The organism is Brevundimonas sp., from assembly GCF_046295775.1.
In the GTDB taxonomy this organism is placed as follows: domain Bacteria; phylum Pseudomonadota; class Alphaproteobacteria; order Caulobacterales; family Caulobacteraceae; genus Brevundimonas.
Genome location: NZ_JBKBML010000019.1, coordinates 1 through 26,049, shown reverse-complemented (window position 1 = coordinate 26,049; position 26,049 = coordinate 1). Strand labels below are relative to the sequence as shown.

Genomic DNA, 26,049 nt, shown 5'->3' with positions numbered 1-26,049 from the left:
CTAGGCCAGACCGAGCGGGCCGTAGAGCCAGGTCAGCCACGACCCGATCGCCAGGAAGACCCCGAACGGCAGTCGGTCGTCGCCGCGCACCGTCCGCCTGAGGACCAGCCGCGCCGCCACCAAGCTGAAGGCCGCCGCCCAGGCCCACAGCAGCACGCTGGGGAGGCCCATCCAGCCGACCCAGGCTCCCGCCGCCCCGAACAGGAAGGGGTCCCCCCCGCCCAGCCCGTCGCGCCCGCGCACCTGGCGATAGGCGAAGGCCAAGAGCCACAGCAGGCCGAAGCCCGAGATCACACCGACGCCGCTCGCGATCAGGCCCGGCGCCCCGCCCAGCACCCATGCGGCCACAAGGCCGGTGACCGCCAGCGGCCAGGTCAGGACGTCGGGCAGCCAGAAATGCTCGCCGTCCACCAGGGCGATCAGCAGCAACTGCCAGCCGAGCACGGCGGTCGCCGCCACGGTCATCCAGCCCTGGCCGTTCAGCGCCGCCCAGACGCCGATCAGGGCGGCGGCGGTCTCGATCAGCGGATAGCGCCGTGAAATGGCCGCGCCGCACGCCACGCAACGTCCGCGCAGGGCCAGCCAGCTGAACGCCGGGATCAGGCTCCAGGGCTTGATCGGCGTCTCGCACGACCGGCACCGCGACGGGGTGAAGACCACGTCCTCCTCGGCCGGCAGGCGCACGCTGACGGCGGCGATGAAGCTGCCGAACACCAGGCCAAGCAAAGCCAGGATCAGGACGATGGCGAGGGTTTCGGCCATGGGCGCTCCGACGGGCTCTTGTCGGGTTTAGCCGCCCCCGAGCGCCACGGCCACGCGATAGGTCACGAAGGACGCCAGATAGGCCAGACCGAACATGTAGCCGATCATGATCCAGGTCCATTTCAGCGAGTTGGTCTCGCGCCGCACCACGCCCAGGGTCGCGACGCACTGGGGAGCGAAGACATACCAGGCCAGGAAGGACAGGGCCGTGGCCAGCGACCAGTGGGCCGCCAGGGTCGAGGCCAGAAGGCCCGTCGCGCTCTCGGCGTCGGCGATGGCGTAGGTGGTGCCGAGCGCCGCCACCGCGACCTCGCGCGCCGCCATGCCGGGGATCAGCGCCACCACCATCTGCCAGTTGAAGCCGATGGGGGCGAAGATCGGCTCAAGCGCCCGGCCCAGCATACCGGCGAAGGAATAGTCGATGGCCGGCAGGGTCGCGCCTTCGGGCGGATAGGGGAAGGTTGCCAGCACCCACAGCAGGATGACCAGCGGCAGGATGATCCGGCCCGCCCGCATCAGGAATATCCGCGCCCGAAGCCACAGATTGAAGGCCACGCTGCGGGCGTCGGGAAGCTTGTAGGCCGGCAGCTCCATCATGAAGGGCTCCACCGCCCCTCGCCAGAACACTTTGCGGATCAGAAGCGACACCGTCAGGGCGCTGACAATGCCCACAGCGTAAAGACCGAACATCACCAGCCCTTGCAGGTTGGCGAAGCCCCAGACCGTCTCATTGGGGATGAAGGCGGCGATGATCAGGGTGTAGACCGGAATGCGCGCCGAACAGGTCATCAGCGGGGCGACCAGGATGGTGGTCAGCCGGTCGCGTTTGGAATCGATCACCCGCGCCGCCATGACGCCGGGAATGGCGCAGGCGAAACTGGACAGGAGCGGGATGAAGGCGCGGCCGTGCAGGCCCGCCCCGCCCATGATCTTGTCCATCAGGAAGGCGGCTCGGGCCATGTAGCCAAAGTCTTCCAGCGCGATGATGAACAGGAACAGGATCAGAATCTGCGGCAGGAAGACCAGCACGCTGCCGACGCCCGAGATGACGCCGTCCACGATCAGGCTCTGCAACAGGCCGTCGGGCAAGAGCGTCGCCGCCCCGGCGCCGAGCGCACCGATCCCAGCCTCGATCCCGTCCATCAGCGGCGCGGCCCAGGCGAAGACGGCCTGGAACATGACGAACAGCAGAACCAGCAGGATCAGCAGGCCGCCGACCGGGTGCAGGAGGACGGCGTCGATCCGGCCCGTCAGGGTGTCCGGCCGTTCGGGCGGACGCACGCAGGCCTTCATGATGCGCTCGGCCTCACGGTGGGCGGCGCGCAGCTGGGCGGCGTCCGGCGCCTGCCAGCGATTTTCGCTCGGCGCCCGCGCGGCGTCCTCGACCGCGGCGACCAGATCAGCGATGCCGCGCCGCCGTGTCGCCGTGGTCGTGACGACCGGCAGCCCCAGTTCGGCCGACAGCCGATCCAGATCGATGCGCAGACCCTGGCGCTCGGCGATGTCGTACATGTTCAGGGCCAGGATAGCCGGCCGGCCGACCGTCTTGATCTCCAGCGCCAGGCGCAGGGCGAGGCGCAGATTGGTGGCGTCCGCGACGCAGACGATCAGGTCTGGCTCGGGCTCGCCCGCCAGCCGGCCCAGAACGGCGTCGCGCGTGACCTCCTCGTCCGGGCTGCGCGCGCGCAGCGAATAGGTGCCGGGCAGATCCAGCACCGACAGGGTGCGGCCCGAGGGCGCGTGGATGCGGCCCTCCTTCCGCTCGACCGTCACGCCGGCGTAGTTGGCGACCTTCTGATGAGCGCCGGTCAGGGCGTTGAACAGGGCGGTCTTGCCGCTGTTGGGCGCGCCGACCAGGGCGATGCGGGCGGAGCGGACGGCCATATCCATCAGGCGGCGTCTCCAATCCGCACGGTCAGGCTGGCCGCCTCGTGTCGACGCAGGGCCACGCGCATGTCGTCGACCTTCAGCGCGAGGGGATCGCCGCCGAACAGGCCCTGATGCAGCACCTCGACCGTCGCGCCCTCGACAAAGCCCAGCTCCAGCAGGCGGCGCTCAAGCTCAAGCGCGTGGTCCTGATGGTGACAGTGGTCGCCGACCTTGACGATCACGCCTCGGTCGCCCGGCCGCGCCCGGTTCAGTGTGATGGTGTCGCTCATGAGATGATCCGGGAGGGTCCGTCGCATGCGGCGTCCGGCCGCAGGGCTTATGCGCCGCTGATTATCAGTCGCAAAGGGTCCGCGTCCAGCCCGATGGCTTGCCGCGCCCTGAGGGTCGGGTATTCAGACGCCAGTCAAGAGGTCTGTCCCATGCGCTCGATCTATCCGCTCGCTCTCGTCATCGCCGCCGCCCTCGCCGGCTGCGGTCAGGGCGGGGAGACCACAGCGCCCAAGGCGCCCGCGCGTCCGGCCCTGACCGACGATCAGCGCCAGGCCCTGCTGGCTTCTCTGCCCGCGCCCTACAACGCCGGCGACATGGAGAATGGACGGCGCGCCTTCGCCCGCTGCCGCTCTTGCCACACGATCACCGAGGGCGGCCCCAACATGACGGGGCCCAATCTGTGGGGCGTGTTCGGCCGCGCGGCGGGGTCGCACCCCGGCTACAACTATTCCAGTGCGCTGAAACAGGCCGATTTCACCTGGGACGCAGAACGGCTGGACGATTGGCTGGCCAATCCGCGCACCTTCCTGCCCGGCAACAAGATGAGCTTCCCCGGCCTGCCGGACGCCACGGACCGCCGCGACGTCATCGCCTGGCTGAAGGTCGAGACGGGCTATGGGCAGGCGGCGCCGACGGCTCCCGCCGGCGCCTGACCCCTATTCCGCCGCCGCCGGCAGCTTGTCGTTGGCGGTCGCCTCCTGGGCTTCCCATTCCTCGATCTTGCGAGCCGTCCATTCCGGCGACTTGGTGAAGCGCGCCAGCACGCCGTAGATCACCGGCACCACGAACAGCGTCAGCATGGTGGCGAAGATGGCGCCCCAGAAGATGACCACGCCGATGGTCTGGCGGCTGCCCGCGCCCGCACCCTGCCACAGCACCAGGGGCAGGGCCCCGAACGAGGTGGCGATCGCGGTCATGACGATGGGCCGCAGGCGCAGCGAGGAAGCCTCGATGATGGCCTCGCGGATGCTTCGGCCCTGGTCGCGCAGCTGGTTGGCGAACTCCACGATCAGGATGCCGTTCTTCGCCGCCACCCCGATCAGAATGATCAGGCCGATCTGCGAATAGATGTTCAGGCTGGACCCGGCCATGACCAGGCCGAACAGTCCGCCGGCCGCCGCAAGCGGCACCGTCAGCATGATGACCGCCGGCGTGATCCAGCTCTCGAACTGCGCCGCCAGCACCAGGAAGACGAGCAGCAGCGCCAGGGCGAAGGCCCAGGCAACAGCGCTGCCGGCCTCCTGCTGGTCGCGCGCCGCGCCGCCCCAGCGGGTCGTGGCCACGCCTTGCGGCTGTTGGGCGGCCTGATCCTGGAGGAAGGCCATGGCGTCGGCGATGGTGGTGCCGGGGTTCAGGTCCGCCTGCAGACTGATCGAGCGCTGGCGGTCCAGACGACGACGGTCGGGCGTGTCGCCCGAGGTCTGGGTCGTGACCACCGACGACAGCGGCACCAGTTGCCCCGCACCGGTCGCAACATAGAGCGCCTGCAGGTCCGAGACCTCGCGGCGATTGTCGCGGTCGGTCTGCAGGATCACGTCGTACTCCTGGCCGCCCTTGATGTAGGTCGTCGCGCGACGTGATCCGAACATGGTCTCAAGCGTGCGCCCGATCTGCTGCGACGACACGCCCAGGGCGGCGGCCTGCTGCGGATCGACATCGACCAGCAGGCGAGGCGCGTTCGGCTCATAGTTCAGGCGCGGGCGCGAGAAACCCGGATTCTCCAGCGAGGCCGCCAGGATCGGTTGAAGCCAGCGATAGATGTCTTCGTATTCCGAGCCGGTGGCGATCAGCTCGATCGAGTTGGAGTTACCGCCGCCGCGCTGGAAAGCGCCCGGCGTCGAGGCGTTGACCTGGGCGTCGGTCTGGGTGCGCAGCTTGCCGTTCAGCTCCTGTGCGATCTCGTCGGCCGAGCGGTCCCGCTCGGACCAGTCCTTGAGCGTCAGGCTGGCGTTGCCGGAGTTGAAGCTGCCGCCGCCGAAGCCGGGCGCCGAGATCAGATAGCTGTCGACCTCGCCGTTCTGCGCATATTCGGCCAGGATGGGCTCAAGCCCCAGCATGATCCTGCGGGTATAGTCGAAGCCCGCGCCCTCAGGGCCTTGCACCCGGATGCCGACGCGGCCTCGGTCTTCGGACGGCACCAGTTCGTTGGGCAGGGTGAAGAACATGCCCGCCGCCCCGGCCATGACCAGAAGCACCATGCCGGCCACCCCGGCGATGGCGATGCGACGGCCCAGGAGGGCGCCCAGCGATCGCTGATACGACGTCTTGACGCTGTCCATGATCCGATCGACCCGGCCCGCGAAGCCGCTGGACCCCTGCGCGGGCTTGAGGATCTTGGACGCCAGCATGGGCGACAGGCTCAGCGCCAGGAAAGCCGAGAAGGCCACCGCCGCCGCGATCGCCGCCGCCAGTTCGACGAACAGGCGGCCGACGTAGCCCGGCAGGAACAGCAGCGGCGCGAACACGGCCAGAAGCACGACAGTGGTGGCCACGACGGCGAAGAAGACCTGCCGTGCGCCACGCTCGGCGGCGACCAGCGGCGGCTCGCCGTGATCCAGGCGGCGCTGGATGTTCTCGGTCACCACGATGGCGTCGTCCACCACCAGTCCGATGGCCAGAACGAGGGCCAGCAGCGTCAACAGGTTCAGCGAGAAGCCCAGAGGGGCCAGGATGATGAAGGTCGCCAGAAGACAGATGGGCGCCACCACAGACGGGATCAGCGCCGCCCGCCAGCTGCCCAGGAAGACGAAGTTCACCAGGGCCACCAAGGCCAGGGCGATGCCCATGGTGATCCAGACCTCGTCGATCGCGTGCGAGGTGAACACCGAGTTGTCCGACCCCATGACCAGCTGCGTCCCCTCGGGCAGGGTCGGCTGGATCTCCTCCATCAGAGCGCGCACGCCGTCGGAGATGGCCAGGTCGTTGGACTGCGCCTGGCGTGTGACCGCCAGACCGATCTGGTCCAGTCCATTGCCTCGGAACAGGCGGCGGTCTTCGGCGGCGGCCTCTTCGACGCGCGCCACGTCGCCGAGGCGGGTGACATAGGTCGGCTGGCCCTGAATGACGCCCGAGGCGCCGCTGCCCGGCTGCGACGCCGCGCCGCCCGTGCCGATCGGCAGCTGGGCGAACTCGGCGGCGGTGGCGTAGTTGCGCGCCACGCGAACGGTGTAGTCCTTGTCGGCCGATTCCAGCGCGCCGGCGGGAAGCTCCACGTTCTGGGTGCTGAGGGCGTTCTCGACATCAGTGACCGTCAGGCCACGGGCGCCCAGTGCGGCGGCGTCAAGCCAGATGCGCATGGCGTAGCGCTGCTCGCCGTAGATCTGGACCTGGGCCACGCCGTCCACCGTCGCCAGACGATCGATCAGATAGCGGTCGGCATAGTCGGTCAGCTCCAGCCGGTTCATGGTTTCGGAGCGCAGGAACAGGATGATGATCGGCTGGCTGTCGGAGTCGGCCTTGGCCACAGTCGGCGGATCGGCCTGCTGCGGCAGACGACCCAGCACGCGGCTGACCCGATCGCGCACGTCGTTGGCCGCATCGTCGATGTCGCGGTCCAGGCTGAACTCGATATTTACGTTGGACCGGCCGTCGCGGCTGGTGGAGTTGATACGCTGGATGCCCTGAATGCCCGCGATCTGCTGTTCGATCGGCTCGGTGATCCGGCTCTCGATCACTTCGGCCGAGGCGCCGGCGTAGCTGGTGCTGATCGAGACGATCGGCGGATCGACGTCGGGCAGTTCGCGCACAGGCAGGAAGAAGAAGGCCGCCGCGCCGATGACGCACAGCACGATGGCGGCGACGGCGGCGAAGACCGGGCGCCGGACCGAAAGGTCGGACAGCATCATGACGCGGGACGCCCGGCGGTTTGGGGTGCAGCGGCGCGCGCGGCAGGCTGGGCGGCCGCCTGACCCTCCTCGACGCGGATCGGCGCGCCGGGCTGGATGCGGTTCAGGCCGGTCCCGACGATCCGTTCACCGGCGTCCACGCCCGAGGTGATCTCCACGAAGCCGTTCTCGACCGAGCCGGTGACCACCTCGACGCGCTGGGCGGTCGAGCCGCGCTCGCCGCGGGCGATGCGATAGACGAAGGCGCCTTCGCCCTCATACTGAACAGCCGATTCAGGCGCGGCCGGAGCGTTTCGGCGGCCCTGCTGTACCGACACCCGCATCAGGGTGCCCGGGCGGATGCGGTTGCCGGGATTGGCGAACTCAGCCCGGGCGGTGATGGCGCGGGTCGTCTCGTCCACCCGCGTGTCGAGCAGGGCGATGCGGCCCGAGAAGGTCTCGCCTGGATAGGCGTCGGCCGTCGCCGTGATAGGCGTGCCCGAGGTCAGACTGCCCGCAAAACGTTCAGGCACGGGGAAATCGACCCGGATAACCGCAACGTCGTCCAGGGTGGTGATGACGGCGCCCGGATTGATCAGCGTGCCGGCCGTCACCGTGGTCAGGCCCAGACGGCCCGCGAAGGGGGCGCGGATCACGCGCTCGCCCTGCTGGACCTCGGCGGCCTGCAGGTTGGCGCGGGCGCGCGCCAGGGCGGTTTCGGCCTGCTCGGCCATCATTCGCGGCGCGAAGCCTCGCTCGGCGAGGGTCGAATAGCGTTCGTAGTCCCGCTCGGCCTCGACAACGGCCGCACGGGCTTCAGCGACGCCGGCGGCCTCCTGCTGAGCGCGCAACTCCACGAGGGGCGTCCCCGCCGCCACGACCTGGCCGTCCTGGAACAGCACGCGCGTGATCAACTGAGACGTGTTGGACGTGATGTTCACCGAGCGTCGTCCGCGCGCGACGCCCAGCACCTGGAGGCTGTCGGAGAACTCGCGCGGCTGGACCGCCACCTGCGACACCAACTGACCGCCGCCTCGCCCGCCAGGGCCGCCGGGACCGCCCGGTCCGCCGCCGCCGGACTCGTCGGCGAAGGCGATGCGCAGCACCGCAGCCAGGGCCATCAGCCCGACCAGGACGGCGGCGGCGATGATGAAGAAGTGTCGCTTGATCACGCGCAGGCGGCTCCGAAACCCAGGGTCGGCTCGCCATACAGGACGGTCCTGCGGCTGGCGAGATTAAGTCTGTGTAACGATTGGGTGTTCCGGGTCCGTCGCGAACGGACGTGATTTCTTCAGAACCGACGCCAGACCGCCAGGATCGGCCCTGACGATCTTGGGGTGGAGCGGCCGGCCACGGCCTGACGCCAGCCGGCCTGGAAACTCCAGGCGCCGTGGCGGCGTACCAGCGATGACTCCAGAGACAGCCACCGGGCGCCGCTCGACGCCGGCTGGTCCTCGGCCTGCCCCGCGAAGGCCTGGCCCAGGATCATCCAGTCTTCGCCGAAATGCCCGCCCAAAGTGGCGTCCAGCCGCGTCTCGTCGGGCAGGTCGTCGCGGAGCCTGCGCGCGACCTGGACATCGACGAAGCTGCGCTCGGGCCCCCAGCCGACCGGCAGACCGATGGCGCCGTCGAACGAGCGGCCGACCGAAAGCCGCGCCTCCCAGTCGCGCCCCCCCAGCCCAGGGGCCGCATAGCCGGCGTTGCGCCCCTCGCCCGCGTCGGCATAGCCGCCGTAGATGCTCACGGCGGCGCGATCGCCACGCCACGCCTGCCAGGTCACGCCGATCTCCGCCGGACCGCGCCCTTCGTAGTCGAAGAAGGCGTCCTCGCCCCACTGCCAGTCGCCCTTGAACTGCAGGGTCAGCCGATCGGTCAGCCCATACTCGGCCAGAACGCCGACCAGGTTGTCGCGACGCTCGCCCGGCAGGGCGATGCGCTGACCGCCCTCGTCGAACCCGTCGTCCGCGCTCAGGCTTTCGGCCTTCAGGATGACCTGACCTTGGCCGCGCGGCAGCGTCCAGGGTCCAGCCAGGGCCGGCGTGGCGATCAGAAGAAGCGTTCCGGCGACGAGCCCCCGCGCCGCGCCGCGCATCAGGCGTCGTAGCCCGGAGACTTGCGATCCAGCTGGCGCAGAGCGCCCGGCCAGGCCAGGGCGGAGATGAAGCCGATCCCGCGACCCTGCTCCCTTGTCTCGGCCTGAGCCGCGTCGGGCGCGATCAGGATGTTGTCCTTGCCGCCCGACAGGGCCGCGACCTGCTGACTGCACGCCCGCTCCAGGAAGAATATCCCGACCCAGGCCGCAGCCGCCGTCTCGCCCAGCGCCAGTGTCCCGTGATTGCGCAGCAGCATCAGCGGCTTGTCGCCCAGGTCCGCCACCAGCCGCTCGCGCTCGTCATGGTTCAGCGCCAGGCCTTCGTAGCCGTGATAGGCGACCTGATGCTGCAGCAGACAGGCGTTCTGGCTGATCGGCAGCAGGCCGTGGCTCTGCGCCGCCACCCCCACCCCCGCCAGGGTGTGCAGATGGATGACGAACCTGGCGTCCTCGCGCGCCGCATGCACCGCCGAGTGAATGGTGAAGCCCGCCGGATTGATGAAGCTGTCCGTCTCCTGGACGATGTTTCCGTCCAGATCGACCTTCACCAGAGAGGAGGCGGTGATCTCGTCGAAATACCAGCCGTAAGGGTTGATCAGGAAGTGATGCTCAGGGCCCGGCACGCGCGCCGAGATGTGGGTGAAGATCATGTCGTCCCACCCGTGCAGCGCCACTAGGCGATACAGGGCGGCCAGCTCGACGCGAACCTTCCACTCCTCCTGAGACACGCGCGACTTCAGCGATTGGGCGGCGCCGTCGGCCATGATCGTTCCTCCTTTGCGCGCTTGAGGGGGCGCTCCGCACCGTCACCCTCTGACGTTGCGTCGGTCAAGAGCCCGACCTGGGCGCGGCAGGGCCATTCACGCTAAGTTAGTGACGTTTTCATCAGTCGGGTCCAAAGTGGAGCTGTAACGCCCGGAGCCGTTCTTGACCGCCGCCCCGCCACCCGATCACGTCTCCGAGCTTGAGCCGCTGCTGGCGCTGGCCCGCAGCCGCTCGTTCGAGGATCGCCGCCGGCTGATCGAGGCCGTTTCGGCGCTCTGCGACCAGCAGACGCCAGGGCGGCCCGTGCATCCGGCTCTGGGTCAGATATTCCTGGCCCTGGCCGGAGAAGCAGAGCGTGAAATTCGCCGCGCCCTGGCCGACTGTCTAGCCGCGGCGGATTGGGCGCCGCCCGCGCTGATCAACATGCTGGCGCTGGACGAGATCGAAATTGCGCGGCCCGTGATCGCCGCCAGTCCCCTGCTCGGCGACGCAGACCTGCTTCGCATCCTGATCGAGGCGTCGCTGGATCATCAGATCGAAGTGGCCCGCCGGCCCGGCCTGGGCGGCGCCGTGGCCGACGCCGTCATCGACCGGGGCGACCCGGCCGTCATGATTGCCCTGGCGGGGAACCGCAGCGCCGAGATCAGCGGCGAGAGCCTGCGCCGGCTGGTCGAGCACTCGCGCCGCATCGCCGGCCTGCGCGCGCCCTTGGTCCGTCATCCGCGCCTGACCGAGACCCTGGCCCGCGAGATGTTGGACTGGATCGGACAGGCGCTGCGCCAGGCCATAGGCGAACGCTTCGACATCGACCCCGACGCTCTGGCCGGGGAGGTCGACCGAGCCGTCGAGAAGGTGCACAGCGGCTGGAGCGCCGCCCCCATCGCCAACGGCCGGCCCGACGCCGCCGAACAGGACGAGATGGAGCGTCGCCTTGTGGTCAAGCTGCAGTCCGCCGGCCAGCTGCGGGCCGGCTTTCTGGTTCGCGCTGTGTCGGAAAAGCGTCTGGGCCTTTTCGAGCACGCCTTGGCGGCGCTGGGCGGCTTTCCGCTGTCGGCCGTTCGCGGCTGCCTGCGCGCGGACAGCGCCCGGCCGCTGTATCTCGCCTGCGCGGCGGCGGGTGTGGATCGCGCCGCTTTCGCTGACCTTCTGGCCGGCGTGCGGCGGTTGACCGGCGGCCTGCCGCACGGCGAACCCCGCGACTGGGCCGACCCCCTGACCCCGGAAACAGCCGCCGCCGCCTTCCGTCGCATGGCGGCGCCGCTGGCCGATGCGGGTGTTGCCGCGGGCGGCGTTTGACTTCCGGTCGACGCTCGGCTTGCGTGGGTTCGTGACGAACATCTCCGATCCGCCGCGCCTGGCTTTCGTCGCCAGCGAACGTCCCGAAGCCCGCGAGGCTCGCGATCGGCTGGCGTCGCGCTATGGCGACACGGCCGAAGACCAGGCCGAAGTCATCGTCGCCCTGGGCGGCGACGGCTTCATGCTTGAGACCCTGCACCGCAACCTCGGGCGGGGAGCGCCCGTCTTCGGCATGAACCGGGGTTCGGTCGGCTTTCTGATGAACGACTACGCCGAGGATGATTTGATCCAGAGGCTGTCGGTCGCCGGCCGCACTGACATTCACCCGCTTCAGATGGACGCCTGGACCGAAGCCGACGGCCTGGACGCCCTGCCCGAAAGCGGTCTCGCCATCAACGAGGTCTCGCTGCTGCGCCAAACCCGCCAGAGCGCCAAGCTGCGCATCAGCGTCGACGGCCAGGTGCGTCTGCCCGAACTGGCCTGCGACGGCTGTCTGGTCGCCACGCCGGCGGGTTCGACGGCTTATAATCTGTCGGCTCACGGACCCATCGTGCCGCTGGACGCCCGCATTCTGGCGCTGACGCCGATCAGCGCCTTTCGTCCCCGGCGCTGGCGCGGCGCCCTGTTGCCGCATGAGGCCAAGGTGACCTTTGAGGTTCTGGAGCCGGACAAGCGCCCTGTCAGCGCCACCGCCGACAGCTTCGAAGTCCGCCGCGTGTCCCGCGTCGAGGTGCGCGAGCGCCGCGACATCGCCCTGACCATGCTGTTCGACGCCGGACGCTCGTTCGAGGAACGCGTTCTGTCCGAACAGTTCGAAGGCTGACGGTGACGCCTTCTTAAGGACGAGACGTCACCCTGCGGGTAACGCAGGAGTATCTCGTGAGCGCCCAGGTCATCCGTCCGCCCAACACCCTTCGCGCCAAGGTCGGTGGCGGCTTCGCCATAAACGCCGACGCCGTGGCCAAGGCGGAACAGGCGCTGGCGGCCATGTCGGCCCAGTTCGGCCAGTGGCTCCAGGACGAGATCGACAAGCTCGAAAAGGCCCAGGCCGATATCCGCGCCAAGGGCTACACCGCCGAAACGGCCGAGGCCCTGTATTTCCGCGCTCATGATCTCAAGGGGTTGGGGACGACCTATCAGTATCCGCTGGTGACTCGCCTGGCGGGATCGCTGTGCAAGATGCTGGATGATCCGGCCAGACGGCTGGACGCGCCGCTGGTCATTCTGGACGCCCACATCGACGCCATCCGCGCAGTGGTGCGCGACAAGATCCAGACCGACGATCATCCGGTCGGCAAGACGCTGGCCGAGACGCTCGAAGCCCGGGTCAAAGACTACTTGGGCTGACAGCCGTCGCTTGACGCCCGATGTCGGCGACGTCCATCAAGACCACATCTGAGAACTCGGGGAGAGCGTGATGCGGGGCATGGGCCTGACCGTGGGGTCGATACTGGTGCTGGTGGTGATCGGGGCGGTCGTCCTAATCGGCTTCCCCACCTACAACGTCTACGCCAAGCAAATGCAGGGCCGCGCCGCCTATGAGGAGGCGGTCCAGAACCGTCGCATTCGCGTGCTGGAGGCCCAGGCCGCGCTGGATTCCGCCAAGCTGACCGCCGCCGCCGAGATCGAGCGGGCCAAGGGCGCCAACGAGGCCAACCGCATCATGGCCCAGGCTCTGGGCGGGCCCGAGGCCTATCTGCGCTGGAGCTACATCAACATGCTCCAGGAGACGGCGGGCAAGGAAGGCCGCCAGACCATCTACATTCCCACCGAGGCGGGCATGCCCATTCTCGAGGCCGGCCAGCGCCCGACCATCCGCTGATCGACAGCCAAGCCCTCTCAGGTTGCCCGCCGCGATCCGGCCTTGACCATGAACTTCCTGTAACCTTCTGAAAACACGTCATTTCATGACGCCGATGTAACTAGGGTCGATACGCGGCTGCTGGTATCGGCGGAGCTGGAACGGGCCGCTCGAGCCCGATGGGGCTCATCATGATCCGACTGAAGACCGTCCTGCTCGCCAGCGCCGCGCTGGCCGCCGTGACCTCGCCCGCGCTGGCTCAGACCGCCACGCAACAGACCGCGCCGCGTCCGGCCCCGACGACCACGGCGCCGGCGCAAGACCAGAGCCAGGCTCAGGCCCAGCCCGCCCGGCAGGACCAGACCCCGCCGGCGAGCTCGACGCAGGCTCCGCCCCAGTCTCAGGAAGAGGAAACCGCCGCGGTCGCCGACGTGGTGGTAACCGGACAGTCCAACGGCGTCCGCACATCGATCGACTCCATCAGCTACAGCCTCGCCAACGACCTGCAGGCGACGACTGGAAGCCTGGCCGACGCCCTGCGCAACGTGCCATCGGTCGACGTCGATCCTGAAGGCAATGTGTCCCTGCGCGGCGATTCGAACGTCACCATCCTGGTCGATGGCCGCCCCTCGGGCATCTTGACCGGACAAGGCCGCGGCCAGGCGCTGATCCAGCTGCCGGCAGATCAGTACGCCCGCATCGAAGTCATGACCAACCCGTCGGCCGCCTACAGCCCCGAAGGCTCGGGCGGGGTCATCAACCTGATCACCAAGCCCACCGCGCCGCGCCCGGGCGTCCAGACCACCGGCTCGATCCGCGCCAACGTCGGCGATAACGGCCGCTGGAACGCCGGCGTCAGCGGTTCCTATCAAAAGGACCGCCTGACCCTGTCGGGCGACCTCAGCTATCGCGCTGACCCGCAAGTCGTGAACTTCCTGCGCACGCGCGAGCGGCTTGACCCGACGAGCGGCGCGGTTGTTTCGACCAGCATCACCGACCAGAGCGTGGACACCGATCAGAACGGCGGCTTCGGGCGTTTCACGGCCGAGTACCGCCTGACCGACAAGACCCAGCTGACCGGCGAACTGCGCGGCGTGGCCTTTTCGGGCGAAGGCGAGACACTTGGTCTGTTCGAGACCCGCGACGCCTCCGGCGCCCTGACCAGCGCCTACCGGCGGGATGGCGGCACCGACTTTGACTTCGTGAACTGGGGCGCGACCGCCCGCCTGCTGCACCGGTTCGACACGTCTGGGCACGAGTGGTCCAACGAGCTTCGCTATGACAGCAACGGCACCGAAAGTTCGGCCCTGTCCGTCAATCGCTTCACCGTCCCGGCGACGCCCGATCTCTTCGAGCTCAGCCAGTTCGACAATGACCAGGTCACCCTTGGCTTCACGAGCGCCTATGTGCGCCCCATGGAGGACGGCGGCCGCCTGCGCGCCGGCTATGAGCTGAACCAGCAGCGCCCCGATCAGGACGTGACCCTGTCGCGCGGTCCGTCCGAGGGCGGGCTGGTGGTCATGCCGGGCTTCAGCAATCGCTTCGAGGGGCGTCAGACCGTCCACGCCCTGTACGGCACCTATGAGCGTCCGCTCAGCGAGAAGCTGTCGGCCCAGGCTGGCCTGCGCCTGGAGCAGGCGGACATAAAGATCGACGACGTCACCGGCGGCGCCTCGGCGACCCAGGACTATTTCCGCGCCTATCCGACCGCGCACCTGCAATACCAGCTGACGGACAGCCAGACCCTGCGCGCCAGCTATTCGCGCCGAATCCAGCGGCCCCAGCTGACCCAGCTGAACCCCTTCGTGATCTACTCGGATCAGCTGAACCTGCGCTCGGGCAACCCGGACCTGGAGCCGCAGGAGACCGACGCCTTCGAGGCCATGTGGCAGATGCGGTCGGGCCAGACCTTCTATCAGGCCACCGCCTATCTGAGGGACACCGACAAGGCCTTCACCGAGGTGGCGACCGATGTGGGCGGCGGCGTGCTGCTGACCCGGCCCGAGAACCTGGGCTCGCGCCGCGATATCGGCCTTGAGGTGACCGCCAACGGCCGCCTGCATCCCACGCTTCGCTATAACGCCTCGGTCAACGTCTTCCGCCAGGAGATCGACGCAGCCGGCATTCCCGGCGGGGGCGACCGCCAGGCGACGCTGGCCAGCGGCCGGGTCAGCCTGTCGTGGCAGCCGACGCCCGAGGACTTTTTCCAGCTGACAGGCTTCTGGCAGGGCGAGACCCTGCTGGCCCAAGGCACGCGCGAGGCGGGCGGCATGGTCAACATCGGCTACCGCCGCAAGCTGAACGACAAGCTGTCGCTCAACGTCACCGGTCGCGACATCTTCAACACCTTCAACAATGACACCGTCTACGAAACGCCGCTGTTCCGCGACCGGTTCGAGCAGGACATCAAGCTGCGGGCCTTCTACATCGGCCTGACCTACAACTTCGGCTCCAGCCCGCGCCGTCAGCCTGAGCAGTTCGACTTCTCGACCGGCCCGACCGGGGGCTAAGCCAGACGCCAGACGGCCAGCTGCTCCAGCACGTCGGCCGTCAGCTGTGCGCGGGTGAAGCCGGTCACGTCGCGTGGCCGGCCGCCGTCGCCCGTCTGGGCCGTCAGCCGCCATTCGATGGGGCGGCGCCCTTCGGACGCGTTCAGCGGGGTGGCGGCTGGCAGAGGCCGCGAGCGCGGCCCCAGGCGGTACAGGAAGTCGCGGCCCGCACCGCTTTCGACCACCAGCCACACGGCGTCGCCTTCCATCTCGACCTTGGCGCCCTCCAGGCCCTCGGCGCTCAGGGCGTCGCGCACCTCGACCAGGGCCGGGGCGCCGTTGCGCTCGATCTGGCGCGCGATCTCGGCCCGGCTGGCGGGCTGGAACAGCCGCTTCAGCTGCTCGCCCAGCGGCGGACTTTCGGTCTCGATGGCCCGCCCGCTGAGGTCGGCGTTCATCTGACGGATCAGCCCGGCCGCCAGCAGGATCATGATGATGCAGAACGGCAGGGCCGCCACCAGCGTCGCCGCCTGCAACGCCCCCAGGCCGCCCGCCAGCAGCAGGGCCGAGGCGGCCAGGCCCTGGAACAGGCACCAGTAGAGGCGCTGCCAGCGGGGCGTATCCTCCGCCCCGCCCGAGGCCAGGGTGTCGATCACCAGCGAGCCGGAATCCGCCGAGGTGACGAAGAACACCGCCACCAGCGCCACCGCCAGGGCCGAGGTGAAGCCCGCTCCCGGCAGATATTCCAGGAAGCGGAAGATGGCCGTCGATAGATCGATCTCCACCGCCCGCCCGATGGCACCGGCCGCCCCGCCCATGTCCAGGGCGATGGCCGTATTCCCGAACACCGTCATCCACAAGAAGGTGAAGGCCGTCGGCACCAGCAGCACCCCGGCGATGAACTCGCGCACGGTGCGGCCGCGCGAAATGCGGGCGATGAACATGCCAACGAACGGCGACCACGCGATCCACCAGGCCCAGTAGAACAGGGTCCAGTCGGCCATCCACGCCCGCGGCTCATAGGCGTACAGGGTGAAGGTGCGCACGAAGAAGTGGTCCAGATACAGGCCGAAGTTCTGCACCAGGGCCTTCATCAGAAAGCCCGTCGGTCCCGTGACCAGCACGAAGATCATCAGGCAGACGGCCAGGCACAGGTTCAGCTCCGACAGCCGCCGCACGCCCTTGTCCAGGCCGGTCATGACCGAAACGCAGGCCGCCCCCATGACCACCGCGATCAGGACGACCTGGGTCCCCGCCCCGACGGGCATCCCGATCAGCTCGCCGAGCCCTGCGTTGATCTGGCCGACGCCCAGGCCCAGCGAGGTGGCGATGCCGAACAGGGTGCCGCAGATGGCGAAGATGTCGACCGCATCGCCGATCGGTCCGTTGATGCGCCGGCCCAGCAGGGGGAACAGCCCGGACCGCAGCGTCAGGGGCAGCCCCTTGCGGTGTGCGAAATAGGCCAGGCTCAGCCCCACCACCGCATAGATGGCCCAGGCGTGCACGCCCCAGTGGGTGAAGGTGATGACCATGGCCTCGCGCGCGGCGGCGAAGGAGCCGGGCTCGACCTCGGGCGGGGCGATATAGTGCTGGATCGGCTCGGCGACGGCGAAATACATCAGGCCGATGCCCATGCCCGCCGCGAACAGCATCGCCAGCCACGAGATGTAGGGGAAGTCCGGCTCGGCGTCGTCGGCGCCCAGCTTCAGCTTGCCGGTCGGGCCCAGCGCCAGATAGGCGACCACGCCCAGAAAGCCCGCCACGGCCGCGACGTAGAACCAGCCGAAGGTGTCGATCACCCACGACTGGGCCAGCTTGAAGGCGTAGTCCGACCAGCTCGGCGCCACGAACGCCAGGAGCAGCAGCCCCCCGGCGATTCCGCTCGCGCCCCAGAAGACGCGCGGGTTCATCTTGGTCTTGGGCATCGGGGGCAAGCGCGCCTTTCTGATCAAGGTTCCGAAGCCTAACCCCTTGCGGGGCTGTCGGGCCACGCCCACGTCGGTTTCAGCGGTTGGCGTCGCCCGAACGGGGGCGCCGAACCGGGTCCGCTTTTCGAAGGGATGCGCCGTGAACCTCGACCTCTATTCCGACCGCGCCAAACAGGCCGTTCAGTCCGCCCAGTCGCTGGCCCTCGCCCGCCGGCATCAGCAGTTCGCGCCCGAACACCTTCTGAAGGTGCTGCTGGAAGAGCGCGACGGCCTGGCCCGAAATCTGATCACCCAGGCCGGCGGCGACGCCAAACGCGCCGAGACCGACGTCGAGACCGCGCTCAGCAAGCGCGCCCAGGTCACCGGCGGCTCGGGCCGGCTGTATCTGGACGGAGACACCGCCCGTGTCTTCGCCTCCGCCGAGGCCGCGGCCAAGAAGGCCGGCGACCAGTTCGTCACCACCGAGCGTCTGCTCAGCGCCCTGGCCCGCGAAGGCGGTGTGGCCGCCACCGTGCTGAAGGCCGCGGGCGCGGACGCCGACAGGCTGGATGCGGCCATCACCGAAATCCGCAAGGGCAAGACCGCCGACAGCGCCTCGGCCGAGGACGGCTATGACGCGCTGAAACGCTATGCCCGCGACCTGACCCTGGCCGCCGCCGACGGCAAGATCGACCCCGTCATCGGCCGCGACGAGGAGATCCGCCGCACCATCCAGGTCCTGGCCCGGCGCACCAAGAACAACCCCGTCCTGATCGGCGAACCCGGCGTGGGCAAGACGGCCATCGTCGAGGGCCTGGCCCTGCGCATCGTCAACGGCGACGTGCCCGAAAGCCTCAAGGACAAGAAGGTCCTGGCTCTCGACATGGGCAGCCTGATCGCCGGCGCGAAATACCGCGGCGAGTTCGAGGAGCGGCTGAAGGCCGTGCTGAACGAGGTCTCGGCCGCCGAGGGCCAGATCGTCCTGTTCATCGACGAGATGCACACCCTGGTCGGCGCCGGAAAGGGCGACGGGGCCATGGATGCGTCCAATCTGCTGAAACCCGCCCTGGCGCGCGGCGAGCTGCACTGCGTCGGCGCCACCACGCTGGATGAATACCGCAAGCACGTCGAGAAGGACGCGGCCCTGGCCCGCCGCTTCCAGCCCGTCATGGTCGAGGAGCCGACGGTGGAGGACACCGTCTCCATCCTGCGCGGCCTCAAGGAGAAGTATGAGGTCCACCACGGCGTGCGCATCTCCGACAGCGCCATCGTGGCCGCCGCCAGCCTGTCGAACCGCTACATCACCGACCGCTTCCTGCCCGACAAGGCCATCGACCTGATCGACGAGGCCGCCAGCCGCGTGCGCATGGCGGTCGATAGCAAGCCCGAGGCCCTGGACGAGATCGACCGCCGCCTGGTCCAGCTCAAGATCGAGCGCGAGGCCCTGAAGAAAGAGACCGACAAGGCCTCGGTCGCCCGGCTGGAGAAGCTTGAGGACGAGATCGCCGACCTGGAGGGCCAGTCCGACGACCTCACCGCCCGCTGGAAGGCGGAGAAGGAGAAGGTCGGCCAGGGCGCCCAGCTGCGCGAGACGCTGGACCGCCTGCGGCTGGAGCTGGCCGCCGCCCAGCGCGCGGGCGATCTGGGCCGCGCGTCAGAGATCGCCTACGGCCAGATCCCCCAGATCGAGAAACAGCTGGCCGAGGCCGAGGCCAATGAGTCTGGCAGGGACTCTGGCAAGTCCGGCCCCCTGACCCCCGAGGTCGTCGACGCCGAACAGATCGCCGCCGTCGTCAGCCGCTGGACCGGCGTGCCCGTCGACAAGATGCTGGAGGGCGAGCGCGAGAAGCTGCTCAAGATGGAGGACGCCCTGCGCGGCCGCGTCGTGGGTCAGGAAGACGCCCTGATCGCCGTGTCGGACGCCGTGCGCCGGGCGCGCGCGGGCCTGAACGACCCCAACCGCCCGCTCGGCTCCTTCCTGTTCCTGGGCCCGACGGGCGTGGGCAAGACCGAGCTGACCAAGGCCCTGGCCGAGTTCCTGTTCGACGACGAGGCCGCCATCACGCGCCTGGACATGAGCGAATACATGGAAAAGCACAGCGTCAGCCGCCTGATCGGCGCCCCTCCGGGCTATGTCGGCTATGACGAGGGCGGCGCCCTGACAGAAGCTGTCCGTAGGCGCCCCTATCAGGTCGTGCTGTTCGACGAGGTCGAAAAGGCCCACCCCGACGTGTTCAACACCCTGCTTCAGGTGCTGGACGACGGCCGCCTGACCGACGGCCAGGGCCGCACCATCGATTTCCGGAACACCCTGATCATCATGACCTCCAACCTGGGCTCCGAAGCCCTGGCCAATCAGGGCGAGGGCGACGACGTCGAGGCCGTGCGCCCCTTCGTCATGGAGGCCGTGCGCGCCCACTTCAGGCCCGAGTTCCTGAACCGCATCGACGAGATCGTGCTGTTCCAGCGCCTGGGCCGCGAACAGATGGGCGGCATCGTCCGCATCCAGCTGTCGCGCTTCGAGAAGCTGCTGGCCGACCGCCGCCTGACCCTGGCGCTGGACGACAGCGCCGCCGCCTGGCTGGCCGACAAGGGCTACGACCCCGTCTACGGCGCCCGCCCCCTGAAACGCGTCATCCAGAAGGAGCTGGTCGACCCCATCGCCCGCAAACTGCTGGCCGGCGAGATCGAGGACGGGAGCGTGATCGCGGTTTCAGCCGGGTCGGACGGGTTGGAGATCGGGAAGGCGCGGGTGCATTGACTTGCCTGCGACGCGACATTCCCTAAGCTACCAACTCAGCTGTTGAGAATTTGGGAGTGCGTCAGATTCAGGCCTGGGCATCCATTGCTGAAAACTCAGTCAGTCTCTCCATCTGGTCCTTCTACCTTGGGATAGCGGGGCTTTTCGCATCAGTCATTGGGTTCAGTATTACGCTATGGCAACTTGTCAGAACTGCGTCTGCTGCAAAGGCCGCGACCTTAGCTGTGACGGGAATTAAGAGTAAATTTGCTGCGTATGACACTTTGACCGAGATGACAAAGGCTAGCTCTTCTCTCAAAGAGACTTTAAAGCATCTTAAAAATGCTGCCTGGCCAGATGCGATCGATAGCTACTCTGCCGCCATGTCGTCCACCGTCAGGGTTGCTGAGCTATCAAATGATTTGACAGAATCTGAACGAGACTCGCTTGGGTCTGTAACTGAAGGCATAAAGCGATCATCAAATCGCTTGGAAACTGCAAAATCCAAGAATATTGAAAGATTTGATGGAAGTAAAGAATCGGCCTTAATCAGATCTCACATGACCATCTTGACCCAAATTACCGTATCAGTGGAGAGAGTTTTATGAGCGTATCCACCGTTGCTGGTCGACACGCAAAGCTTATTGATTCTCTTTACGAGAAAAGTCTAAGTGGAGACGTCGAATGGAGTCAGCTTTCAGACAAAAACTATTCTTCAAATCTTAAGTCTGGCTCGATAAGATTTTTTCCGTCGGGCGCGGACTTCATAATCCAAATATCCGATGCTAGCGGAAATATTGTTGATAGATTTTCAGACGTTGATCTCGAATCTTTCGACCCAGGCAAGCCTTTTGAGTCATATTATGGGAAAATGGGTGAGCTGCATAAGTTTATTACTCGAAAAACATCCGGAGCCGATGACGTTTTAGATAGTATGATTTCTGAATTGGGCTGACGTATTGATCGTCAACGTCGAATAATAACCGAAGTTACTCCCCCAACACCGGCATCACCTCCACCCCGTCGCAGGGGAAGATCTTCATGTGGGGGTGGTCTGCGAACAGGCGGGCGGCGGCCTCGTGGGTGTCGGCGCGGACCACCACGAAGACGGTCAGTTGATTGACCGCATCGGCGATCCGGCCCGCGTCGTCGATGCGCAGGGTTGGGCCGAGCGGACCCCCGATGTGGACGATGCGGCCGTGGTGCGCCGCCTCCCAGGCCTTGACCGCCGCCAGGCCGACCTCGGCCCGCGCCGCCTGATCGGCCTCGCTCATCGCCTTCCAGGCCCGGAACCTGGGCCCGGCCTTGTCCATGGTGAAGACCGCCAGATAGTGCGCCATGCCGCACGCTACCCCCTTCCTTCTCCCATTGGGAGAAGGTGGCCCCGAAGGGGTCGGATGAGGGGCGGCGGCGTGCGGCGGCGAAGCCCCTGGCGGGCGGTGAACCCTCACCCTTTCGCCTGACCGATCGCTACGCTCCCGGAGGCTCAAGCCCTCTCCCAGCGGGAGAGGGATGGGCGTAAGCTGAAGGTCTCAAGGAAAGGAACCGCCATGACCCGCGTCGCCCTGTTCGCCCTGACGACTTCCGCCCTCGCCCTGACCGCCTGCGGCCAGCCCGCGCCGAGCGAGCCCGCGGCCCCGGCGGCCGCTCCCGCCGCGCCTGCCGCCGCCCCCGCGCCCGCGCCCGCCGGGCTGGAGGCCGCGTTGCGCGCGATGCACGCCGACGACGGCGACCTGACCTACGCCTTTGCGCCAATCGACCTGAACGGCGACGGGGCCGACGAGGCGCTGGCCTATGTCATGGGGCCGATGGTTTGCGGCTCGGGCGGGTGCAATCTGTATGTGATGGCGCGCGAGGGCGAGGGCTGGCGGATGGCGGCGCGCACCACCGTGACCCGCACCCCCATCGGCGTGCTGCCCACCTCGACCAACGGCTGGCGCGACCTGGCCGTGTCGGTCGGCGGCGGCGGGGCCGAGGCCGGATCGGTGCGCCTGGCCTTCGATGGCCGGACCTACGCCGCCAACCCCACCACGGCGCCCGCCGCGCCGCTGGGCGCCGGCGACCAGGTCGACATCCTGATCCCCGCCGTGCCCGACGCCCGCCCCCTGCCCTGACGCGGGATGACGCCGGGCCGGCGGCGGCCTATATCGGTCGCCTCCCGAACGCTTCGAGACCCCATGGCCCGCATCCTCGTCACCTCCGCCCTGCCCTACATCAACGGCGTCAAGCACCTGGGCAATCTGGCGGGCTCCATGCTGCCGGCCGATGTCTGGAGCCGCTTCAAGCGCGCTCAAGGCCACGACGTCCTCTACATCTGCGCCACCGATGAGCACGGCACCCCGGCCGAGCTGGCCGCCGCCGCCGCCGGCCAGGACGTGCGCGCCTATTGCGACGAGCAGCATCAGGTCCAGAAGGCGGCCGGCGAGGCCTTCGCCCTGTCCTACGACTGGTTCGGCCGCTCCTCGTCCGACGCCAACCGCCGCCTGACCCAGCACTTCGCCAAGGTTCTGGAGGAACGCGGCCTGATCGAGGAGCGGGTCGACCGGATGATCTATTCGGTCGCCGACGCGCGCTTCCTGCCCGACCGCTATGTCGAGGGCACCTGCCCTCACTGCGCCTATGAAAAGGCGCGCGGCGATCAGTGCGACAACTGCGGGCGGCTGCTGGACCCGACCGACCTGATCGAGCCCTATTCCGCCGTCTCGGGCAGCCGGGATCTGGAGGTGCGCGACACGCGGCACCTGTATCTGCTGCAGACCAAGGTGGCCGACGACATCCGCGCCTGGGTGGACTCCAAGGACTGGCAGCCGCTGGCCAAGTCGATCGCCTACAAGCACCTGGACGAAGGCCTGATCGACCGGGGCATCACCCGCGACCTGAAATGGGGCGTGCCGGTGGTCGGGCCCGACGGCGGTCCGCGCCCGGGCATGGAGGGCAAGGTCTTCTACGTCTGGTTCGACGCCCCTATCGAATACATCGGCGCGACCGAGGAGTGGGCGCAGGCGAACGGCCGCACCTGGCGCGACTGGTGGCGCACCGACGAGGGCGGCGAGGATGTCCGCTATGTCCAGTTCATGGGCAAGGACAACGTGGCCTTCCACACCGTCAGCTTCCCCGCGACCATCATCGGCTCGGGCGAGCCGTGGAAGACGGTGGACCAGCTGAAGGCCTTCAACTGGCTGAACTGGTACGGCGGCAAGTTCTCGACCTCGATGAAGCGCGGCGTCTTCATGGACCAGGCGCTGGACATCGCGCCCGCCGACGTGTGGCGCTGGCACCTGACGGCCTATGGTCCCGAGCACTCCGACGCGGCCTTCACCTGGGAGCAGTTCCAGTCGACGACGAACAAGGACCTGGCCGATGTGCTGGGCAACTTCGTCAACCGCATCGTCAAGTTCACGGAATCCAAGTTCGACGGCCTGGTCCCTAACGGCGGCGAGGCGGGCCCGGTCGAAGCGAAACTGCTGGCCGACGTCTCGGCCGGGATCGCCGAGGCCACGGCCCAGTTCGAGGCGATGGAGTTCCGCAAAGCCTGCCAGGCCCTACGCGCCGTCTGGGTGCTGGGTAATGAGTATCTGCAGGAAGCCGCACCCTGGACCGCGCTGAAGACCGACCGCGACCGCGCGGCGGTGGGCGTGCGCACCGGCCTGAACCTGGTCGCCCTGTTCGCCCGCCTGGCGGCGCCGGTCATGCCGGACACGGCGGGCCGCATCGCCCAGACGGTCGGCGCGACCGACCTGTCGTGGCCCTCGGCCGGCGGCGACTGGATGCAGGCGATCCAACCCGGCCAGGCTGTATCGGCGCCCTCGGTGCTGTTCGCCAAGATCGAGGACGCCCAGGTGGCCGAATGGTCCGAACGGTTCGGCGGCGCCGAGAGCTGAGAGCGCCTCAGCCCACCAGCACCGCCGAGGCCGCGCCGCCGGCGGCGTCCGGACAGCGCAGCCCGTGCACCGTCACATGCGCCTCGCCGAATTTCAGGCCCAGCGGGTCCAGAACCGCGTTGACCACGCCGTCCAGCACGGGCCCCAGCGGGGTCAGAAGCACGCCCAGCGCCTGGGTCAGATTGCCCAGACCCAGTCCCAGGCCGATGACCCGCACATCGACGTCCAGCCGCTGGATCAGAGTGGCGACAAGGCCGCCGGCGAAGCCCCGCGACGAGGCTGACCGCGTCCGGCGCGCGGCGATGTCGTCGGCCGAGAAGCCGACCGTGCGGAAGCCGGGGTCCGCCGCCTCGACATCGGCCTGAGCCGCCACGGAGACGAGGCCCGCGACCGACAGCAGCGTCGCCTTCTGGGTCGGGATCGGCGTCTTGAAGTCGGCCAGTCGGCGCGTATCAACCGCCGTCACCCGCGCCCTTGCCACCCCCGGCCGCACCGCCAGGTCTACGCTCCTGGACGGGGTGCAGCGCAGGGCCTGAAGCCTCGCCTGGGCGGGGGCCAGTTCAATCAGGATCGGCAGATCCACCCGGGCCAGGCCGGCCAGCGACTGGGCCGTGCGGGCGCGTATGAACAGACGGGCCTGGGCCGTGCTCAGCACCGGCTCGCCATCGGCCGTCACGGCCAGCCACGGGGATTGGTTGGGCCGCTCGCCGATCGCCAGCCAGACGTCCAGGTCTGCCAAGCCCGTGCGCGCGCCGAGGTCGAGCGACAGCTGCCGTTCGCCGTTGGCCGTCTCCAGCCCGGCGAAAAGAGCGTCCAGCGCCGACGCCCGGGCGTCCAGCCGCTCCAGGCCCGCCCCCACGCCCTGGCCTGACAGATCGACCAGATCCCCGACCCGCAACGAGCGCCCCTCCGCTGCGGCGCCAACCCGCGAAAGCGCGGGCGTCGCCCTCGCCGTGTCGCTGGTGGCCAGGGCCTGCGCCAGGGCGCGGGTGAGGGCGGGACCGTCGATCCGGGCGTCCGCCAACCGGTCGAACCGCCCGGCGGATACATTCGCCTCGGTCGCCAGGGCGCGACTGAAGCCGAGCAGGTCCACCTGCGCGTCGACCAAGGCCTGGTAGTCCGCCGCCGTCAGGGACAGGCTGGAGCCGGTCAGGCCGCTGAGAATCTGATTGGCCACGCCGCCGTCCAGCCGCGCCAGGCGCGAACCGAGGGAGAAGGCCGCCAACGGCTCGTCCGCGCGCCGCGCCGCCCGCGCCGTTCGGGTCACCGGAGTGCTAGGACGGCCGAGAACCCAGCGCCCGAAATAAAGCGGCGCCTCGCTTCGCACCGTCACGCGGGCGGCGTTCACGCCGGCCCCGCCGGCCGAAAAGCGCGCCTCGGGGGTGACAGTCGGATCCGGCGCGTAAAAACCCCGTTCAACGACAGTCTCTGCGCCCATGCCCAGATTGTCCGTGACCGTGGCCAATCCCGCTTCCTCGGCCCTTTCCAGGTCGCGCGCCGCCGCAAGAGCGCCCAGATCCGCCGCCGTCTGCACCGTGCGTGCGTGCAGGGCCACGGAGCCCACATCTATGGTCAGGGCGGCCAGGCCGCAGGCCAGGGCGGCCGCGACGCAGCCCATAATGCTTACGCCGCCGCGACGGTCGGACCACATGCTCAGGCTCCGCCCGCGCGGATCACCGCCGAGCGCTGGATGAGCACGGGCGGCGCCGGCAGCAGCCCCTTCAGCATCATCACGGGGTGGTCGCTGGCGTCATAGGCGGCGTCCACCGTCAGGACGCCGGCCTCCGAGCGGACAGCCAGGCTCAATCGCTCGGGCTCGAGGCCGACCGAGTGGCTGCGCGCCGCAATGGCCTGGGCCAGGCTGTCCCGCTCGGCCTCGTCCAGCCCGGCCACCGCCGCACGGGCGGCTTCGGACGCGGTCGTCTGGACCGACTGGGCCAGCCAGAACCAGCCGCCGTAAACGACCATGGCGACCAGCATCAGAATGAAGACGGGGCCCACGATGGCGAACTCGACCGCAGCCGAGCCGGATCGATCTGAAAAGGGTGGAGAGCAGCGCATGAAACAACCTCCGGTCACTCATGTGCACAATCCTGGATTAATAGCGCCCTAACATTCGTCTTTAAGCCGACGCGCCCCCTTCCCTTGCCCGCGGCTGTCCCGATAGGCTCCACCGGTCGCCAAGGAACCCTTTCATGCCCGTCGCCCGCATCGCGCCCAGTCTGGCCGCTTTGGCTTTTGCCCTGGGACTGTCCGGCGGACCCGCCATGGCGCAGCAGCGGCCCTCCCCACCCGCCGCCATCTACGACGCGCAACGCGGCGTGCTGACCTT

Annotated in this window: 22 protein-coding genes; 11 read left to right on the top strand and 11 right to left on the bottom strand. The window is 68.5% G+C overall.

All coding sequences use genetic code 11. From position 1 onward, the window contains the following. The 3 genes from ACK4I0_RS11075 to ACK4I0_RS11065 are packed head-to-tail and all read right to left on the bottom strand — an operon-like array spanning position 1 to position 2,921. The gene (locus ACK4I0_RS11075; RefSeq protein ID WP_409610916.1) at positions 1-762 is read right to left on the bottom strand and encodes a prepilin peptidase; all 762 of its coding nucleotides are present in this window, start codon (positions 760-762) and stop codon (positions 1-3) included. Between the two features lie 27 nt (positions 763-789). Next, positions 790-2,652, bottom strand: coding sequence for a ferrous iron transporter B (locus ACK4I0_RS11070; protein ID WP_409610914.1), 1,863 nt, complete (start codon positions 2,650-2,652; stop codon positions 790-792). Then, positions 2,652-2,921: a ferrous iron transport protein A gene (locus ACK4I0_RS11065; RefSeq protein WP_409610912.1), complete on the bottom strand. Its 270-nt coding sequence runs from the start codon at positions 2,919-2,921 to the stop codon at positions 2,652-2,654. The genes ACK4I0_RS11070 and ACK4I0_RS11065 overlap by 1 nt, the downstream gene beginning before the upstream one ends. A gap of 150 nt (positions 2,922-3,071) precedes the next feature. Here ACK4I0_RS11065 and ACK4I0_RS11060 point away from each other — a divergent pair, with 150 nt between their 5' ends. Continuing rightward, on the top strand, positions 3,072-3,575 hold the full coding sequence (locus ACK4I0_RS11060) for a c-type cytochrome (protein ID WP_409610910.1): 504 nt from the start codon (positions 3,072-3,074) through the stop codon (positions 3,573-3,575). A gap of 3 nt (positions 3,576-3,578) precedes the next feature. Here ACK4I0_RS11060 and ACK4I0_RS11055 read toward each other — a convergent pair whose 3' ends face one another. From ACK4I0_RS11055 to ACK4I0_RS11040, 4 genes are all read right to left on the bottom strand, one after another. Next, complete coding sequence (locus tag ACK4I0_RS11055; protein ID WP_409610955.1) at positions 3,579-6,764, bottom strand: efflux RND transporter permease subunit; 3,186 nt, start codon at positions 6,762-6,764, stop codon at positions 3,579-3,581. Beyond that, positions 6,764-7,918: an efflux RND transporter periplasmic adaptor subunit gene (locus ACK4I0_RS11050; protein ID WP_409610908.1), complete on the bottom strand. Its 1,155-nt coding sequence runs from the start codon at positions 7,916-7,918 to the stop codon at positions 6,764-6,766. Before ACK4I0_RS11050 ends, ACK4I0_RS11055 begins: the two co-directional genes overlap by 1 nt. Before the next feature lie 119 nt (positions 7,919-8,037). Continuing rightward, positions 8,038-8,838, bottom strand: a complete 801-nt coding sequence (locus ACK4I0_RS11045) for a hypothetical protein (RefSeq protein WP_409610906.1) — start codon at positions 8,836-8,838, stop codon at positions 8,038-8,040. Then, positions 8,838-9,602 (bottom strand): class II aldolase/adducin family protein, encoded by a 765-nt coding sequence (locus tag ACK4I0_RS11040; RefSeq protein ID WP_409610904.1) that lies wholly within the window; start codon positions 9,600-9,602, stop codon positions 8,838-8,840. The genes ACK4I0_RS11045 and ACK4I0_RS11040 overlap by 1 nt, the downstream gene beginning before the upstream one ends. A gap of 163 nt (positions 9,603-9,765) precedes the next feature. On the opposite strand from ACK4I0_RS11040, the gene ACK4I0_RS11035 reads away from it, so the two are divergent. The 5 genes from ACK4I0_RS11035 to ACK4I0_RS11015 all read left to right on the top strand — a co-directional run bounded on the left by ACK4I0_RS11035 (position 9,766) and on the right by ACK4I0_RS11015 (position 15,210). Continuing rightward, on the top strand, positions 9,766-10,899 hold the full coding sequence (locus tag ACK4I0_RS11035) for a DUF2336 domain-containing protein (RefSeq protein WP_409610902.1): 1,134 nt from the start codon (positions 9,766-9,768) through the stop codon (positions 10,897-10,899). A gap of 31 nt (positions 10,900-10,930) precedes the next feature. Then, on the top strand, positions 10,931-11,722 hold the full coding sequence (locus tag ACK4I0_RS11030) for an NAD kinase (protein ID WP_409610900.1): 792 nt from the start codon (positions 10,931-10,933) through the stop codon (positions 11,720-11,722). A gap of 56 nt (positions 11,723-11,778) precedes the next feature. Further along, on the top strand, positions 11,779-12,246 hold the full coding sequence (locus ACK4I0_RS11025; RefSeq protein WP_409610898.1) for an Hpt domain-containing protein: 468 nt from the start codon (positions 11,779-11,781) through the stop codon (positions 12,244-12,246). Between the two features lie 70 nt (positions 12,247-12,316). Next, the gene (locus ACK4I0_RS11020) at positions 12,317-12,721 is read left to right on the top strand and encodes a hypothetical protein (RefSeq protein WP_409610896.1); all 405 of its coding nucleotides are present in this window, start codon (positions 12,317-12,319) and stop codon (positions 12,719-12,721) included. 170 nt (positions 12,722-12,891) lie between these two features. Next, positions 12,892-15,210, top strand: a complete 2,319-nt coding sequence (locus tag ACK4I0_RS11015; RefSeq protein ID WP_409610894.1) for a TonB-dependent receptor domain-containing protein — start codon at positions 12,892-12,894, stop codon at positions 15,208-15,210. On the opposite strand, the gene ACK4I0_RS11010 is transcribed toward ACK4I0_RS11015, so the two are convergent. After that, positions 15,207-17,114: a BCCT family transporter gene (locus ACK4I0_RS11010; RefSeq protein WP_409610892.1), complete on the bottom strand. Its 1,908-nt coding sequence runs from the start codon at positions 17,112-17,114 to the stop codon at positions 15,207-15,209. The two genes, ACK4I0_RS11015 and ACK4I0_RS11010, sit on opposite strands and share 4 nt — an antisense overlap. 142 nt (positions 17,115-17,256) lie before the next feature. Between ACK4I0_RS11010 and clpB the strand changes: the two genes are divergently transcribed. Genes clpB through ACK4I0_RS10995 form a run of 3 tightly spaced genes read left to right on the top strand, consistent with a single transcriptional unit; the run spans position 17,257 to position 20,791 of the window. After that, on the top strand, positions 17,257-19,857 hold the full coding sequence (gene clpB, locus ACK4I0_RS11005; RefSeq protein WP_409610890.1) for an ATP-dependent chaperone ClpB: 2,601 nt from the start codon (positions 17,257-17,259) through the stop codon (positions 19,855-19,857). A 56-nt stretch (positions 19,858-19,913) separates the two neighbouring features. Beyond that, positions 19,914-20,444, top strand: a complete 531-nt coding sequence (locus tag ACK4I0_RS11000) for a hypothetical protein (RefSeq protein ID WP_409610888.1) — start codon at positions 19,914-19,916, stop codon at positions 20,442-20,444. Continuing rightward, complete coding sequence (locus tag ACK4I0_RS10995) at positions 20,441-20,791, top strand: hypothetical protein (RefSeq protein ID WP_409610886.1); 351 nt, start codon at positions 20,441-20,443, stop codon at positions 20,789-20,791. The genes ACK4I0_RS11000 and ACK4I0_RS10995 overlap by 4 nt, the downstream gene beginning before the upstream one ends. 34 nt (positions 20,792-20,825) lie before the next feature. On the opposite strand, the gene ACK4I0_RS10990 is transcribed toward ACK4I0_RS10995, so the two are convergent. Then, positions 20,826-21,176: a hypothetical protein gene (locus tag ACK4I0_RS10990; RefSeq protein ID WP_409610884.1), complete on the bottom strand. Its 351-nt coding sequence runs from the start codon at positions 21,174-21,176 to the stop codon at positions 20,826-20,828. A gap of 210 nt (positions 21,177-21,386) precedes the next feature. Here ACK4I0_RS10990 and ACK4I0_RS10985 point away from each other — a divergent pair, with 210 nt between their 5' ends. Beyond that, complete coding sequence (locus tag ACK4I0_RS10985) at positions 21,387-21,950, top strand: hypothetical protein (RefSeq protein ID WP_409610882.1); 564 nt, start codon at positions 21,387-21,389, stop codon at positions 21,948-21,950. A 63-nt stretch (positions 21,951-22,013) separates the two neighbouring features. After that, the gene (gene metG / locus ACK4I0_RS10980) at positions 22,014-23,717 is read left to right on the top strand and encodes a methionine--tRNA ligase (protein WP_409610880.1); all 1,704 of its coding nucleotides are present in this window, start codon (positions 22,014-22,016) and stop codon (positions 23,715-23,717) included. 7 nt (positions 23,718-23,724) lie between these two features. Here metG and ACK4I0_RS10975 read toward each other — a convergent pair whose 3' ends face one another. Continuing rightward, a complete protein-coding gene (locus ACK4I0_RS10975; RefSeq protein ID WP_409610878.1) occupies positions 23,725-25,368 on the bottom strand; it encodes a TadG family pilus assembly protein in 1,644 nt (547 codons plus the stop codon). A gap of 2 nt (positions 25,369-25,370) precedes the next feature. After that, positions 25,371-25,778, bottom strand: coding sequence for a TadE family protein (locus ACK4I0_RS10970; protein ID WP_409610876.1), 408 nt, complete (start codon positions 25,776-25,778; stop codon positions 25,371-25,373). Positions 25,779-26,049: the final 271 nt, after the last annotated feature.

Bases quoted from the DNA above. Each gene is read 5' to 3' on its own strand.
- ACK4I0_RS11075 (WP_409610916.1), bottom strand. From the start codon at position 762: ATGGCCGAAACCCTCGCCATCGTCCTGATCCTGGCTTTGCTTGGCCTG.
- ACK4I0_RS11070 (WP_409610914.1), bottom strand. From the start codon at position 2,652: ATGGATATGGCCGTCCGCTCCGCCCGCATCGCCCTGGTCGGCGCGCCC.
- ACK4I0_RS11065 (WP_409610912.1), bottom strand. From the start codon at position 2,921: ATGAGCGACACCATCACACTGAACCGGGCGCGGCCGGGCGACCGAGGC.
- ACK4I0_RS11060 (WP_409610910.1), top strand. From the start codon at position 3,072: ATGCGCTCGATCTATCCGCTCGCTCTCGTCATCGCCGCCGCCCTCGCC.
- ACK4I0_RS11055 (WP_409610955.1), bottom strand. From the start codon at position 6,764: ATGCTGTCCGACCTTTCGGTCCGGCGCCCGGTCTTCGCCGCCGTCGCC.
- ACK4I0_RS11045 (WP_409610906.1), bottom strand. From the start codon at position 8,838: ATGCGCGGCGCGGCGCGGGGGCTCGTCGCCGGAACGCTTCTTCTGATC.
- ACK4I0_RS11040 (WP_409610904.1), bottom strand. From the start codon at position 9,602: ATGGCCGACGGCGCCGCCCAATCGCTGAAGTCGCGCGTGTCTCAGGAG.
- ACK4I0_RS11020 (WP_409610896.1), top strand. From the start codon at position 12,317: ATGCGGGGCATGGGCCTGACCGTGGGGTCGATACTGGTGCTGGTGGTG.
- ACK4I0_RS11015 (WP_409610894.1), top strand. From the start codon at position 12,892: ATGATCCGACTGAAGACCGTCCTGCTCGCCAGCGCCGCGCTGGCCGCC.
- ACK4I0_RS11010 (WP_409610892.1), bottom strand. From the start codon at position 17,114: ATGCCCAAGACCAAGATGAACCCGCGCGTCTTCTGGGGCGCGAGCGGA.
- ACK4I0_RS10995 (WP_409610886.1), top strand. From the start codon at position 20,441: ATGAGCGTATCCACCGTTGCTGGTCGACACGCAAAGCTTATTGATTCT.
- ACK4I0_RS10990 (WP_409610884.1), bottom strand. From the start codon at position 21,176: ATGGCGCACTATCTGGCGGTCTTCACCATGGACAAGGCCGGGCCCAGG.
- ACK4I0_RS10985 (WP_409610882.1), top strand. From the start codon at position 21,387: ATGACCCGCGTCGCCCTGTTCGCCCTGACGACTTCCGCCCTCGCCCTG.
- metG (WP_409610880.1), top strand. From the start codon at position 22,014: ATGGCCCGCATCCTCGTCACCTCCGCCCTGCCCTACATCAACGGCGTC.
- ACK4I0_RS10975 (WP_409610878.1), bottom strand. From the start codon at position 25,368: ATGTGGTCCGACCGTCGCGGCGGCGTAAGCATTATGGGCTGCGTCGCG.
- ACK4I0_RS10970 (WP_409610876.1), bottom strand. From the start codon at position 25,778: ATGCGCTGCTCTCCACCCTTTTCAGATCGATCCGGCTCGGCTGCGGTC.